This is a genomic window from Rahnella bruchi (assembly GCF_003614975.1).
GTDB classification, from domain to species: Bacteria; Pseudomonadota; Gammaproteobacteria; order Enterobacterales; family Enterobacteriaceae; genus Rahnella; species Rahnella bruchi.
Map to the genome: position 1 here is coordinate 1 of NZ_QZWI01000014.1, position 14,493 is coordinate 14,493.

Consider the following 14,493-nt stretch of genomic DNA (forward strand, 5'->3'; position numbering starts at 1 on the left):
CAGGACGGGCGCTGGCAGCGAATTGTTACTGTACAAACAGGCGCGTGACCGGGCAAAGCAGCTAGGCACGGGCCGGGGCGGCTCGACGACTTATATATGTACACCATGACGCCGCGCACCGGGTTTGTGCTGATTGATACCTGGCTCTCCGGTGACCGCGAAATGTTCTACAACGCCATCAGCCATTTATGGTTGCCGGTGACCGTGCTGGCGATGTTGTCGATGGCGGGGATCACCCGTCTGCTGCGCGCCTCTATGCTCGGTGAAATGAACAAAGAATACGTGATTCTGGCGCGTTCCAAAGGTGCGGGCAGGGTGCGGGTATTACTGTGCCACGTCTTCCCGAATGTACTGGGCACGCTGATCACCGTACTTTCGCTCTCCTACGCCAGCCTGCTCGAAGGCGCGGTGCTGACCGAAACGGTGTTTGCCTGGCCGGGCGTCGGACGTTATCTGACCACTGCGCTGTTTGCGGCGGATACTCCGGCAATTCTTGGGGCGACGCTGCTGATCGGTACCTGTTTCGTGCTGCTCAACGCGCTGGCTGACGCCCTTACTTATTTGCTCGATCCGCGGACCCGGTAGTTTTCGCTTATGACACAACAAATGATCCCTGAACAACCTGCGCAGGTCGACGTTGAGACTAACGTCTGGAAGCCTGCGCGCCGCATTACCACGCTGAGCGTCGGGCTGGTGCTGGTCGCCATTCTGGTGCTGACCGCGCTACTTGCGCCTTTGTTAGCGCCTTTCGACCCGAATATTCAGCACATCGAACTGCGGCTGTTGCCGCCGTCGCACACGCACTGGCTGGGCACTGACGGTTTTGGTCGCGACCTGCTTTCCCGCGTGATTTACGGCGCGCGTCCGACGCTGCTGCTGGTGTCGCTGATCCTGGTGCTGACCATCCCGGTGGGGCTGCTGATCGGCATCAGCGCCGGTTATATCGGCGGCTGGTTCGAGCGTATTCTGATGCGCCTGACTGACATCGTGATGTCATTACCGAGCCTGGTGATGGCACTGGCGCTGGTCGCAATCCTCGGCCCCGGCCTGATGAACGGTGCGCTGGCGCTGGCCTTTACCAGCTGGCCGCCGTTTGCACGTCAGGCAAGGGCGGAAACGCTGGCACTGCGCCGCAGTGATTATCTGGCTGCGGCACGAATGCAGGGCATCGGCGGATTGCGTCTGATGTTCGGCCACATTCTGCCGCTGTGTCTGCCAAGCGCCGTGGTGCGCGCGGCACTCAGCCTCGGCGGTATTATTCTGGCGTCTGCCGGTCTGGGTTTTCTTGGCATGGGTATTCAGCCGCCGACCGCAGAGTGGGGCTCAATGGTTGCCGAAGGCAGTAAAGTGATTTTCGACCAGTGGTGGGTCGCCGCCGCACCGGGCGGGGCAATTCTCTTCGCCAGCCTGGCGTTTAACCTGCTGGGCGATGGCCTGCGTGATAAAATGGATCCACGACATGGCAACTGACATTTTGCATAACGACAAACTTGTCGCGAAAGATCTCACCATTTATCTGCCGGGGGAACGTCCGCTGGAACTGGTGAAATCCCTGTCCCTCAGTGTCGGACAGGAACGTGTGGCGCTGGTCGGAGAGTCCGGTTCCGGTAAATCCCTCACCGCCCGCGCGCTGATGGGGCTGCTGCCGCATCCGTGCCAGCTGCGCGCTTCGCAGCTGACGCTGGGCGATAACGACCTGACGACATTGAAGGAACGCGAATGGAACCGCCTGCGCGGGAACCGTGTTTCGATGGTGATGCAGGATCCCAAACATGCGCTGAACCCGACGCAAAAAATTGGCAAGCAGGTTGAAGAACCGCTGCGCCTGCATACGCGTCTCGGGCGTAAAGAACGTCAGGAAAAAGTCGCCGACATGCTTAACGCCGTCGGTCTGCCCAATCCTGCATTTCTGCAACAGCAATATCCACATCAGCTTTCCGGCGGCATGGGCCAGCGCGTGATGCTGGCGATTGCGCTGATCAACGATCCGCAATGGCTGATTGCAGATGAACCTACGTCGGCGCTGGATTTTGACATGCGCGAACAGGTGCTGGGCTTAATCGAGCGTCTGGTCGAACAGCGCAATATGGGACTGATCCTGATAAGCCACGATCTGCAACAGGTGGCGCACTATTGCGAGCGGGTGCTGGTGATGTACAAAGGCGAGCTGCTCGATGAGTTGCCTGCGGATCAGTTGGCGCACGCCACGCACCCGTATACCCATACGTTATGGTCGTGCAGACCGAGTAAATTTACCCACGGTGAACGCCTGCCGGTGCTGGATCGCGAGCTGCTGGCCTCTTTAAAACAGGAGCCGCGCCATGAGTGAGATTGTCGCTGAACTTAACCAGCTGAGCGTGTCGCACCGCCAGGGCGTTGAAGTCCGAACCGTGGTGCATAATGTCAATCTGAGCATCAATAAAGGCGAATGCTTCGGCCTGGTAGGGCCGTCCGGTTGCGGCAAATCCTCTCTGTTGTGGGTGCTGGCGGGACTGAACGGTCACTGGGATGGCGGCCTGACACTGCTCGATCACAAGGTAAAACCCGGCAAGCCGTTTACCGGCAGCCTGCGCCGTGACGTACAGATGGTGTTTCAGGATCCATATGCGTCGCTGCATCCGAAACACAGGTTGCTGCGCACGCTGGCGGAGCCGCTGAAAATCCTGAAAGAGCAGGACATCGAACAAAAGATTGCGCAGGGATTTCGTCAGGTCGGGCTGGATCCGGCATTGATGCACCGTTATCCGCATCAGCTCTCCGGCGGCCAGCGGCAGCGCGTGGCGATTGTCCGGGCGCTGCTGCTCAAACCCAAGCTGTTACTGCTTGATGAACCGACGTCTGCGCTCGATATGTCGGTGCAGGCAGAAATCCTTAACTTGCTTAACGACCTTAAGTCCAGCAGTGACCTGACGATGATACTGGTCAGCCATGATGCTGATGTGATTGACCATATGTGCGACAGAGCCGTACACATGGCAAAGGGCTATGTTCTGAGCTAATTCTCTCCGGCATTCCATGCTGCGGCTTTTACAGCAAATCCTCCGTTATGACGGCCTGTTCTTCAGGCCGTTTCTTTTCCAACGACTCCCCCGGAGTTCCCCGCTGAGTTATCCCGTTAATTTTTGCTGTCGCACAGAGTGTTTTTTGTGCGTATTCGGCTGGGTGGGTCAATATTTCCCCTACCAGTATCTCATTACACAAATATTCCCATTAAATCTCTCTGACTGTTTTGAATAAAAAACGCCCAAGACGGGCAGGTAACAAATGGACTATTTCGATCAATTTAATCACTGTTGAAATTAATATTCCGTTCAAACTGGTTTTAATTTCGTCTTGTTTTATTAATAAAAGTCCTAACACGAAAAAATTGCGTAGTACAAAAATCTTATGGCTGCTTTTTCTATTAATTAGATAATGGCTTTCAATTCAAAATAATTACCCTGCTATGCACTATTTAAATGCAATGCCTTTTCAAATAGCACGAATTCCTTAACGATTGTTAACAGAAAAAAACCTTTTGATAAAGGTGATCCCGCTTGCAACTACTTTACAAAATGATAAACAATTTGCACCTCTATGGTGCTACGCACTGTAATGGTGCAAATTGTTATGCGAAAACCGCATATAATCAGGGGGTTAGCGGCTTATGGTTGAAACATAATGTTACAACTCTTTACTCAAAAAAGACTTACTGAAGCGAACTTTTCCATTTTAACTTTTCGTGCTCAGTGTTAAGGTTCAAATCGTTTTACAGACAGACGCATTTAAATACATGTACAAATACTCACAGCCCGATATTTCAGTCCTATAAAAGAACGGGCATGAGAACTCCTTTATAAAAAAATCAAGGAAACTTAAATAATGATGAAGCGCAGTGTGTTGGCCTTAGCGGTCTCTTTAATTGCAGTGGGTTCTACCGCAAATGCAGCTGAGATTTATAATAAAGACGGTAACAAACTGGACCTCTACGGTCGCGTAACCGCTAAGCATTATTTCTCCGATGACACGGGGTCTGACGGCGACATGACTTATGCGCGTCTGGGCTTTAAAGGCGAAACTCAAATTAACGACACATTGACCGGTTACGGTCAGTGGGAATACAACATTCAGGCTAACCACGCAGAATCTCAGGGCGACCTGGGCAACAAAACCCGTCTGGGCTTTGCGGGTCTGAAAGTGAAAGATTTCGGTTCTATCGATTATGGCCGTAACTACGGTGTGGTTTACGACGCACTGGGCTTCACCGATATGCTGCCAGAGTTTGGTGGTGATACCGCTAACTCCGACAACTACATGGTAGGTCGTTCTAACGGCCTGGCAACTTACCGTAACCAGGACTTCTTCGGTCTGGTCACTGGCCTGAACATCGCCCTGCAATATCAGGGTAAAAACGAGAACGACGGTCGTACAGCGACTAAAGCGAACGGCGACGGTTACGGCGCATCCATCGATTATGAAGATATCGCAGGTTCCGGCATCGGTGCTGTTATCGCGGGTTCTTCATCTGACCGTACTAACGCACAAACCAACTCTGCTATCGGCGGCGGTGATAAAGCGTCTGCATGGGCTACCGCTCTGAAATACGATGCTAACCAGATTTATCTGTCTGCAATGTATAACGAAACCCGTAACCTGGCACCAATCCCAGGCGGCTTCGCTAACAAAACTCAGGGTTATGAGTTAGTTGCACAGTACCAGTTCGAAAACGGCCTGCGTCCTTCTATCGGTTACGTACAGTCTAAAGCGAAAGATGTTGAAGGCGGTATCGGCGATGCTGACCTGGTTAAATACTTTGAAGTTGGTGCGACTTACTACTTCAACAAAAACATGTACACCTATGTTGACTACATGATCAACCAGATCGATGACAACAACAAACTGGGCGTAAGCTCTGATGACGTTGTTGCTGTAGCACTGACTTACCGCTTCTAAGTTAGTGAACCAAATTATTACCCCATTCTGTGTCTGAAAAAGGTAATCGCAAAGGCAGAGTTCATTGGCTCTGCCTTTTTTTGTGCCTGTCATTTACCCCTCGTCACCTTCGCTGTTCCTTATCCAATAACCACAATTAATTCATGCGGCTAGCCCCATAGCCTCACGTTATACCCCAAAGCCAAACAAGTATTCGTCAGCCGCTTTCTCCCGTGGAATATTCATCGGGTCTTATTAAAACCCATTAAAAAAAGAAACCCGGAGAAACTGACATGCAGCAAATTCCAAAGCCGTATCTTTTATTCCTTGGTGACGTGATGGATCCGCTGGCCGCGAAAACCGCGCGCGGCATCCACGTCTGGCGTCCTGAATCCTGCGTCGGGCAAATCCGTCTGGCGACCGATTCGGTGTCACTGAGATTACCAGAACTCGACATTGAAACGGCCAAAGCGCAGGGCGCGAAAACCATGGTGCTGGGCACGGCGAACTCCGGCGGTAAATTACCGAAACACTGGCTGGATTCGATCAAAGCGGCGATCCGCGCCGGGCTTAATGTCGCCAACGGCCTGCATCAGGGGCTGAATGACATTCCTGAGCTGGTTGAACTGGCCAAAGAACATCACGTAGAGCTGTTTGACGTGCGCCATATGCAGCCGGAACTCGATACCGGCACCGGTAAAAAGCGCAGCGGCAAACGTATTCTGACCGTCGGCACCGACTGTTCGGTCGGCAAAATGTACACCTCGCTGGCGCTGGAAGCCGCTATGCGGGAGCTGGATCTGAACGCCGATTTCCGTGCGACCGGGCAGACCGGTGTGCTGGTGGCGGGGGCAGGTATCGCGATTGACGCAGTGATTGCCGATTTTATTTCCGGTGCCGTCGAAGCGCTGTCTCCGGCCAACGATGACGATCACTGGGACATCATCGAAGGTCAGGGCTCGCTGTATCACCCGTCTTTCGCCGGTGTCAGCATGGGGCTTATCCACGGTGCGCAGGCGCATTTACTCGTGATGTGTCATGAACTTGGCCGCCCGCACATGCGCCATCTGCCCCATCAGTTTATGCCGACGCTGCGCCAGTGCCTCGATACCAATCTGGCGGCCGCCAGCCTGACCAGTCCGGATGTCAGAATCGCCGGTTTCTCACTGAATACTTCAGGGGTTAGCGAAGAAGAAGCGAAAATTGCGCTGGCTGAAATCAGCGAAGAATTTGGCGTGCCAGCTACCGACCCGGTGCGTTTTGGTATCAAAAATATCGCGCAATGGATTAAGGATAACGGCTGATGATTCAGATGACTTTCCAGTCCATCGAACTGCCGCTGGCAAAGCCGTTTGCGATTTCCCGTGGAACGCGCACTGCCGTCACGGTGGTACGTGTTTCCCTGACCGACGGTGAATTTACAGCGGTCGGGGAATGTACGCCAACCGCCCGTTATCAGGAATCGCCACAAAGCGTATGCGAACAACTTGAGCTTATCCGCCCGCAGGTGGAACAGGGGCTGAGCCGTGAAGCATTACAGCAGGCGTTACCAATGGGGTCAGCACGTAATGCCCTCGATTGTGCAATGTGGCGTCTCGATGCGGCAAAACAGGGCAAAGACCTGTGGCAACTGCTTGATATGCCAAAACCTGTTTCTGTAATTACTGCCGAAACCCTGAGCCTGGATTCAGTGGAAAACATGGCGAAAGCCGCTGCTGTGGCCGTCGCAGGTGGCGCGCAGTTGCTCAAAATCAAACTCGACCGTGAGCACATTATCGAGAAAGTGGCGGCCATCCGCGCCGCTGCACCGCACGCCACGCTGGTGGTAGACGCGAACGAAGCCTGGTCGGGTTTAGATCTCGGCAGTTTGTTTGGGGCACTGCATGAATTCAACGTCGCCATGATCGAGCAACCCCTTCCTGCCGGTAATGACAAAGATCTGGTGCGTTGTTTGCATCCTATCCCTGTCTGCGCCGACGAAAGTTGTCATGAGCGTGCAGATATCGAAGGGCTGCGGGACCGGTACGAGATGATCAACATCAAGCTCGATAAATGCGGTGGCCTGACGGAAGCGCTGGCGATGACCGATGTGGCACGGCATTTCGGCCTGCGGATTATGGTTGGCTGCATGCTCGGTTCCTCCATTGCGATGGAAGCGGCGTTGCCGGTGGCGGTGCAGGCCGAACGTGTCGATCTCGACGGGCCAATCTGGCTGGCGCAGGACGCCGAACCGGCATTGCGCTATGAAAACGGTGAAGTCTGGCTTTAACAGTTCAGCCTATAAAGGAGGCGTTTATTGATGACAGTGCCCATTTTGCAGATTAACGATTTGTCGGTCACCTTCTCTGGCCGGCAAGGCAAAACGCAGGCGCTGAAAGGCGTTTCCTTCTCTATTAATAAAGGTGAAGTGGTGGCGGTGGTCGGCGAAAGCGGATCAGGTAAATCCGTCACCTCACTGAGCGTGATGGGGCTGCTGCCCGACACGGCGCACATTGACGCAGGCAGTATCGAATTTTTTGGCCGCAACGGCACGCATCATGCGCTGACGTCAATGTCGGCAGAATCGCGCCGTAAACTGCGCGGTCAGGAAATGTCGATGATCTTCCAGGAGCCGATGACCTCGCTCAATCCGGTGCTGCGTGTCGGCGATCAGCTCACCGAAGGGCTGCTGGATCACGGCATGGCGAACAAAGCCACGGCGCTGAACAAAGCCCGCGAGCTGCTGAAACAGGTTCGCATTCCTGACGTCGAGCGAATCCTCAAATGTTACCCGCACGAGCTTTCCGGCGGCATGCGTCAGCGCGTGATGATTGCGCAGGCGCTGGCCTGTGATCCGGCGTTGCTGATTGCGGACGAGCCGACAACCGCGCTGGATGTCACGGTGCAGGCACGCATTCTGCAAATTCTGCGCGACCTGCAACAGGGCACTGACATGTCGGTTCTGTTCATCACGCACGATATGGGCGTGGTGGCGGAAATCGCTGACCGCGTGGTGGTGATGTATCAGGGCAAAGTGGTGGAGCAGGGCAGCGTGACGGAGATTTTCGCCAATGCGCAACATCCTTATACCCGCGCGTTGCTGGCTGCCGTACCGAAACTGGGCGATATGCAGGGGCTGAAATGGCCGCGCCGGTTCCCGCTGTTAGCCGCCAACACCGGTCAAAACATTTCACCCGAAAAGCAATCGATTGCAGGTGATCTGCCTCACATTCCGCCAGCGGAAGACGACCAGAAAACCGCCAATTACGCTGCGCCACCGCTGCTCGACGTGCGCGGGCTGAGCGTCTGTTATCCGATCCGCTCGGGAGTGCTGTCCCGCGTGACCCAAGAAGTTCACGCCGTAGAGCAAATCGACTTCTCAATATGGCCGGGCGAAACGCTGGCGCTGGTCGGAGAGAGTGGTTGTGGCAAATCCACCACCGGCCGCGCCATCCTGCGGCTGGTCGGCAGCGAATCGGAAAGCATTCATCTCGAAGGCAAAGAAATCACCCTGATGCGCGACACACCCTTTCAGGCGGTGCGCCGTCAGATCCAGATGGTGTTTCAGGATCCCTACGCCTCGCTCAATCCGCGTCTGACCGTCGGGTTTTCCATTGCCGAACCGTTATTGCTGCACGGACTGAAAAAGTCACTGGCTGACGCCACGCCGGTGGTGAATCAGTTACTGAAAAGCGTCGGGCTGGAGCCTTCTCACGCGCGGCGTTATCCGCACGAATTCTCCGGCGGCCAGCGTCAGCGCATCGCGATTGCGCGCGCGATGGCGTTACAGCCTCAGGTGATTATTGCCGACGAAGCCGTATCAGCGCTGGATGTTTCCATTCAGGCGCAGGTCGTCAATCTGATGATGGATTTACAGCGTGATACCGGCGTGGCGTGGCTGTTTATTTCGCACGACATGGCGGTGGTGGAGCGTATCGCCAACCGCGTGGCGGTGATGTACAGCGGGCAGATTGTGGAAATAGGTCCGCGCGATGCCGTGTTCAGCAATCCTCAGCATTCCTACACCCGGCGTCTGCTCAGTTCGGTGCCGGTGGCGGATCCGACGCAGAGGGCGTTACGTCATTTTGATGATGTGGAAGTGAAATCGCCGGTGCATCCGGCGGGTGTACAGATAGAAAAACTCAAATATTCCCGCGTCAGTGAACATCACTGGGTCGCACAGGGATAACTCACCTTTCTTTTTTGGGACACACTGGAGAACACCATGCATTCGACTTTATTGCGTAAGAGCCTGCTTGCCGCCGGACTGGCGCTTTGTTTTGCAGCGTCGGCTCAGGCCAAAGATCTGCGGATTTCCATGTATGCCGACGTGACAGGTTTTGACCCGCACGACACCACGGATACGCTGAGTTACTCCATTCAGAGCGGCATTTTTGAACGTCTGTTCCAGTTCGACAGCAAAATGGCCGTCGTGCCGGTGCTGGCGACGGATTACACCAGCAACAGCGACGCCACCGAATTCACGATTAATCTGCGCCACGACGTGACTTTCCAGGACGGTACGCCGTTCAACGCCGACGCGGTAAAAGCTAACCTCGATCGTCTGGCTAATCCGGCCAATCATCTGAAACGTAACTCGCTGTTCAGCATGATTAAAACCGTGGAGGCCGTCAGCCCTTATCAGGTGAAAATCACCCTGAATAAACCGTTCGGCGCGATGATCAACACTCTTGCCCACCCGTCTGCGGTGATGCACAGCCCTGCATCCCTGAAGCAGTATCCGAATGAACAGGATCTGAGCGTGCATCCGGTCGGTACCGGTCCGTTCAAATTTGTGGAATGGCAACAGGGTAAAGACGTCAAACTGGTGAAATACGACAACTACTGGCAGAAAGGCTGGCCGAAAGTAGACTCCGTGACGCTTTATCCGACGCCGGAAGACTCCACGCAGGTGGCGAAACTGAAATCCGGCGGCGTGGACGCGGTATACCCGTTGCCGTCCGATCTGGTGGACACCGTGAAAAGCGATCCGAAGCTGGATATCGCGCAGGATCCGGGCATCTACCTGTATTACATCGCCTTCAATACGCAGAAAAAAGAGTTCTCGGATGTGCGCGTCCGTCAGGCGATTAACTACGCCATTGACCGTAATCTGTGGCTGAAAGTCGGTTTTGCCGGTCTGGGATCGCCGTCCACTTCGCCGCTGCCGAAAAACGTCCAGTTCTATCAGAAACAAACCACGCCGGACTACAGCTATAACATCGCCAAAGCCAAAGAGCTGATGAAAGAGGCCGGTTACGAGAAGGGTTTCGACGTTGAAATGTGGAGCTCGAACAAAACCGACCGTATCCGCAGTGCGCAGTTCCTCAAACAGCAACTTTCCCTGATTGGGGTGCGTGTGAAGCTGGTGCCGATGGATGCCGGAACCCTGACCCAGCGTCTGTGGAGCACGCCGAAACCGGCGGAGGCGAAAGTAGAAATGTATTACGGCGCGTGGTCGGCTTCGACCGGTGATGCAGACTGGGCGCTGCGTCCGCTGTTCGCCACCGAATCCTGGATCCCGTCGGCGTACAACGTCTCTTATTACAGCAACAAACAGGTCGATGCGGCGATCACCGCCGGTCTGCAAACGGCTGATGTCGAAAAACGCAAAGCAGCCTACGCCGATGCGCAGAAACTGCTGTGGGCGGATGCACCGATGGCGTATCTCGGCGTGCCGGACAATCTGGTGGGCAAAAGCAAAGACCTTTCCGGCGTCTATATGCTGGCCGACGGTTCGCTGATTTTCAATCAGGCACAGTTTAAGTAATTTTTGACTCCCTCCCCTTCGCAGGGGAGGGAGTTTACCGAATTCAGGGGCTCACTTTTATGCTGACCTATTTTATCCGCCGGATACTGGAAATGATCCCCGTTTTACTGGTGGTGTCATTACTGGTGTTTGGCTTTATCAAGCTGCTGCCGGGTGACCCTGCGCGTATTTACGCCGGACAGGATGCGCCGATTGAGGCGGTTGAGTCAGCACGGCAATTGCTTGGCCTGAACGATCCGCTGCCTGCGCAGTACTGGCACTGGCTGAACGGCATGATTCATGGCGATCTGGGTACGACTTACCGCACGCGTCAGCCGGTGTTAAGTGTGATTGAAAGTGGTTTTATGCCGACGCTACTGCTGGCGCTGGCGGGCTTCGCGTGGTCGGTGGTACTCGGGCTGGTGATTGGCGTCGTCTCCGCGCTCAAGCGCGGAAAATGGCAGGACTGGACGCTGATGAGCATGGCGGTCGGCGGGATTTCCATGCCGCCGTTCTGGCTGGGATTGCTGCTGATCCAGTTTGTCGCCATGCCGTTCGGGATATTCGCCGTCAGTGGTTTTAATTCGCCTGCGGACATTATCCTGCCGGCGATCACCCTGGGTTCTTCGGTGGCAGCGGTGATGGCGCGTTTCACCCGCTCGGCGTTTCTCGACGTGGCTCAGGAAGATTATGTGCGCACTGCCAATGCCAAAGGATTACGCGCGCGGCGGGTGACGTGGAAACACATCATGCGCAATGCGCTGATCCCGATTATTACCATGCTCGGCTTGCAGTTTGGCTTCCTTCTCGGCGGTTCGATTATCGTCGAAAGCGTATTCAGCTGGCCGGGGCTTGGCTGGTTACTGATTGAATCCATCAAAACGCAGGATCAGCCGGTCATTCAGGCGCTGGTGATGCTGTTTGTGTTTGAATTTATCCTGATAAATCTGCTGGTAGACCTGCTTTATGCGGTGGTCAATCCGGCGATCCGTCTGCGTTAGGAGCTGCTCATGACCGATCCTGTCTCTGTGCTGGAAGAAACCACACCGGCTGCGGTAGCCTCGCAAAACGATGATATCCGTTCGCCGTGGTACGACTTTTTCCACACCTTTATCCGTCACCCAATGGCGCTGGTGTCTGGCGGATTTATTCTTCTGCTGGTGCTTGTCGCGATATTCGCACCGTGGCTGGCACCTTTTGATCCGATGACGCCGGACTGGATGGCGCTCGGCGTCGGCCCTACGCCGCAGCACTGGTTCGGGACTGATGATTTAGGGCGCGACGTTCTCAGCCGTATCATTTATGGCGCACGGATTTCCCTCTACGTAGGTATTTTCTCGGTGACGCTCGGCATGATTGCCGGTGTATTGCTCGGGCTGCTGGCCGGATATTATGGCCGCTGGCTGGACATGTTGATCATGCGCGGTTCCGACGTCTTATTCGCTTTTCCGGGCATGTTGCTGGCGATTGCGGTAGTGGCTATTCTCGGGCCGGGGCTGAATAACGTGATTATCGCCGTTGCGGTATTCAGCGTGCCGGTGTTTGCCCGTATTGTCCGCGCCGCGACATTATCGATTAAACAGAGTGCCTACGTTGAAGCGGTTCGCTGCGTCGGCGCACCGGACAGGGTGGTGATTTTGCGCCATATCCTGCCGGGTACGCTTTCGAACGTCATCGTCTATTTTACGATGCGTATTGGCACCAGCATTCTGACCGCCGCCAGCCTGAGTTTTATCGGTCTGGGGCCGGAGCCGGACGTGCCGGAGTGGGGCAATATTCTGGCGATGAGCCGTAACATGATGATGGCGGGCAAATGGAACGTCAGCGTATTCCCTGGGCTGGCGATATTCCTCACAGTCCTGGCATTTAATCTGCTCGGTGACGCGCTGCGCGACACGCTGGATCCTAAACTGAAAAAGTAATCGTGAAATGAACAGCTGAAACGGAAAACTGATGCATCCGCAAGAACATGAAGATGATTTTCAGCAGCAGGCGCTGTCTGCTTTGCTGCAACGCTGGCGCACCACGCGCCAGATTTTTCGCCCGCGTTTCCCTTGCGGGACCACAAATTCACTGACGGATGTGGCGGGAATTACCGTCGGCCACAGCACGCTGGCGGCGGGTGATATTCAGACCGGCGTTACCGCCATCGTACCGCCCGGCGATAATCTCTATGAAAACCCGCTGCCCTGCGGCGTGGCGGTATTAAATGGATTCGGCAAACCGATGGGGCTGATTCAGGTGATGGAACTGGGCGAACTGCAAACACCGGTGCTGCTCAGCAATACCTTCGCCACCGGCACGTTATTCAATGCGCTGGTGAAACGCAGCTGCCAGCAGTTTCCGCAAATTGGCCGTCCGGACTCAACCATCAATCCGGTTATTCTTGAGTGCAACGATTTCTATTTAAACGATATTCAGGCGATGGCGGTCAGTGAGGACGACGCACTGACCGCACTCGACGGCGCGACAAAAACCTTCGCCCGTGGCAGCGTAGGTGCCGGACGTGGCATGAGCTGTTTTGGCTTAAAAGGGGGGATCGGCACGGCCTCACGCTGGTGTGAAACGCTTAACGCGACACTGGGCGTACTGGTGCTGGCGAATTTTGGCAAACTCTCAGAACTGACCCTCGACGGTGTGCGCGCCGGAGAAGCCATCGCCGAAATCCAGACGCAACGGGCGCCGCAGGTGGATGCGGGATCGATAATAATAGTGATGGCCTGTGACCGTTATCTCGACAGCCGACAGCTGGGACGCATCGCCAAACGCGCCGGTGCCGGGTTAGGGCGTCTGGGCAGTTACTGGGGGCATGGTTCGGGGGATATCGCACTGGCGTTTTCCACGCAACGGGAAGGTGTTAACTTGCCGGATGCCGAACTCGAACCTTTGCTGGCGCTGGCGGCAGATGCCACAGAACACGCTATTATTGATGCCTTACTGAGTGCAGAAACCGTCTGCGGATTCGACGGCCATCACCGGCTGGGATTAAGTGAAGTATTAGATAACCTGGCGAACCAAAAAGGGAATGAATGATGAAAGTATTTATCTCTGCGGATATTGAAGGCATCGCGGGTGTGATGCGACCGGAACAGTGCAGTCCGGGCAACGCCGATTACGAGGCCGCCCGTGCGCTGATGGAAGGCGAAGTCAACGCCGCCATCGACGGTGCTTTTGCCGGTGGCGCGATGGAAGTGACGGTCGCTGACAGTCACGCGATGATGCAAAACCTGCGCGCCGATAAAATCGACCCGCGCGCCCGTCTGGTACAGGGTAAACCGCGCGGATTATCGATGGTCGAAGGTCTGCAACAACAGCAATACGACGGCCTGATGTTTATCGGCTATCACACCGCTGCCGGAGAAAATGGCGTACTGGCGCACACCATCAATGGCCGCGCTTTTTACCGCGTTAAACTCAACGGCAACGTGGTGGGCGAAAGCGATTTATACGCCGCTGCCGGTGCGGAACTTAACGTTCCGTTATGGCTGGTGACGGGCGACGATCACCTTGAAACCTGGATCCGCCGTTATTATCCGGAATCACAATACGTTTGCGTCAAACGCGCGATTTCTGCCCATGCTGCTGAATCGGACAGCCCGTCAATTGCCTGTGCCAAAATCCGCAAACAGGCGACGATTGCGGTCAGCAAACCGGTACCGCTGACTTCAGGAAGATTCAGCGCACCGTATCATCTCGAACTGATGACCGCTAAACCGGTACTGGCGGATTTATTCTGCCTGATCCCAGGCGTTGAACGTCTTGATGCGGTCACCGTTGGCTATCACAGTCCGACCGTTGCCAACATTATCAGCCTGTTAAGTGCCTTTTCGTACTTAGCCACTACGCAGAAATAG

12 protein-coding genes and 1 pseudogene are annotated in these 14,493 nt (G+C 55.0%); all 13 read left to right on the plus strand.

Annotated features, from left to right (window positions below; all coding sequences use genetic code 11):
• Positions 1-69: 69 nt before the first annotated feature.
• Positions 70-585: pseudogene (locus D5398_RS19540) on the plus strand (ABC transporter permease); the annotation flags it as partial.
• Positions 586-606: 21 nt separating this feature from the next.
• Entirely contained in the window at positions 607-1,470 is an 864-nt protein-coding gene (locus tag D5398_RS19545) for an ABC transporter permease (protein ID WP_120509210.1), read from the plus strand.
• Positions 1,460-2,329 (plus strand): ABC transporter ATP-binding protein, encoded by an 870-nt coding sequence (locus tag D5398_RS19550; protein WP_120509117.1) that lies wholly within the window; start codon positions 1,460-1,462, stop codon positions 2,327-2,329. The genes D5398_RS19545 and D5398_RS19550 overlap by 11 nt, the downstream gene beginning before the upstream one ends.
• Positions 2,322-2,999, plus strand: coding sequence for an ABC transporter ATP-binding protein (locus D5398_RS19555; protein ID WP_120509118.1), 678 nt, complete (start codon positions 2,322-2,324; stop codon positions 2,997-2,999). The genes D5398_RS19550 and D5398_RS19555 overlap by 8 nt, the downstream gene beginning before the upstream one ends.
• An 862-nt stretch (positions 3,000-3,861) precedes the next feature.
• Positions 3,862-4,932: a porin gene (locus D5398_RS19560; protein WP_279635013.1), complete on the plus strand. Its 1,071-nt coding sequence runs from the start codon at positions 3,862-3,864 to the stop codon at positions 4,930-4,932.
• 272 nt (positions 4,933-5,204) lie between these two features.
• Positions 5,205-6,215: an N-acetyltransferase DgcN gene (gene dgcN / locus D5398_RS19565; RefSeq protein ID WP_120509119.1), complete on the plus strand. Its 1,011-nt coding sequence runs from the start codon at positions 5,205-5,207 to the stop codon at positions 6,213-6,215.
• A complete protein-coding gene (gene dgcA, locus D5398_RS19570) occupies positions 6,215-7,180 on the plus strand; it encodes an N-acetyl-D-Glu racemase DgcA (protein WP_120509120.1) in 966 nt (321 codons plus the stop codon). Before dgcN ends, dgcA begins: the two co-directional genes overlap by 1 nt.
• Before the next feature lie 30 nt (positions 7,181-7,210).
• Positions 7,211-9,079 (plus strand): ABC transporter ATP-binding protein, encoded by a 1,869-nt coding sequence (locus D5398_RS19575; protein ID WP_120509121.1) that lies wholly within the window; start codon positions 7,211-7,213, stop codon positions 9,077-9,079.
• 36 nt (positions 9,080-9,115) lie between these two features.
• Complete coding sequence (locus tag D5398_RS19580) at positions 9,116-10,660, plus strand: glutathione ABC transporter substrate-binding protein (protein WP_120509122.1); 1,545 nt, start codon at positions 9,116-9,118, stop codon at positions 10,658-10,660.
• A 59-nt stretch (positions 10,661-10,719) separates the two neighbouring features.
• The gene (locus D5398_RS19585) at positions 10,720-11,640 is read left to right on the plus strand and encodes an ABC transporter permease subunit (RefSeq protein WP_120134118.1); all 921 of its coding nucleotides are present in this window, start codon (positions 10,720-10,722) and stop codon (positions 11,638-11,640) included.
• 9 nt (positions 11,641-11,649) lie between these two features.
• Positions 11,650-12,561, plus strand: a complete 912-nt coding sequence (locus tag D5398_RS19590) for an ABC transporter permease subunit (RefSeq protein WP_120509123.1) — start codon at positions 11,650-11,652, stop codon at positions 12,559-12,561.
• Between the two features lie 31 nt (positions 12,562-12,592).
• Entirely contained in the window at positions 12,593-13,672 is a 1,080-nt protein-coding gene (locus D5398_RS19595) for a DmpA family aminopeptidase (protein WP_120509124.1), read from the plus strand.
• Complete coding sequence (locus tag D5398_RS19600; RefSeq protein WP_120509125.1) at positions 13,672-14,493, plus strand: M55 family metallopeptidase; 822 nt, start codon at positions 13,672-13,674, stop codon at positions 14,491-14,493. Before D5398_RS19595 ends, D5398_RS19600 begins: the two co-directional genes overlap by 1 nt.

Bases quoted from the DNA above. Each gene is read 5' to 3' on its own strand.
- D5398_RS19545 (WP_120509210.1), top strand. From the start codon at position 607: ATGATCCCTGAACAACCTGCGCAGGTCGACGTTGAGACTAACGTCTGG.
- D5398_RS19550 (WP_120509117.1), top strand. From the start codon at position 1,460: ATGGCAACTGACATTTTGCATAACGACAAACTTGTCGCGAAAGATCTC.
- D5398_RS19555 (WP_120509118.1), top strand. From the start codon at position 2,322: ATGAGTGAGATTGTCGCTGAACTTAACCAGCTGAGCGTGTCGCACCGC.
- D5398_RS19560 (WP_279635013.1), top strand. From the start codon at position 3,862: ATGATGAAGCGCAGTGTGTTGGCCTTAGCGGTCTCTTTAATTGCAGTG.
- dgcN (WP_120509119.1), top strand. From the start codon at position 5,205: ATGCAGCAAATTCCAAAGCCGTATCTTTTATTCCTTGGTGACGTGATG.
- dgcA (WP_120509120.1), top strand. From the start codon at position 6,215: ATGATTCAGATGACTTTCCAGTCCATCGAACTGCCGCTGGCAAAGCCG.
- D5398_RS19575 (WP_120509121.1), top strand. From the start codon at position 7,211: ATGACAGTGCCCATTTTGCAGATTAACGATTTGTCGGTCACCTTCTCT.
- D5398_RS19580 (WP_120509122.1), top strand. From the start codon at position 9,116: ATGCATTCGACTTTATTGCGTAAGAGCCTGCTTGCCGCCGGACTGGCG.
- D5398_RS19585 (WP_120134118.1), top strand. From the start codon at position 10,720: ATGCTGACCTATTTTATCCGCCGGATACTGGAAATGATCCCCGTTTTA.
- D5398_RS19590 (WP_120509123.1), top strand. From the start codon at position 11,650: ATGACCGATCCTGTCTCTGTGCTGGAAGAAACCACACCGGCTGCGGTA.
- D5398_RS19595 (WP_120509124.1), top strand. From the start codon at position 12,593: ATGCATCCGCAAGAACATGAAGATGATTTTCAGCAGCAGGCGCTGTCT.
- D5398_RS19600 (WP_120509125.1), top strand. From the start codon at position 13,672: ATGAAAGTATTTATCTCTGCGGATATTGAAGGCATCGCGGGTGTGATG.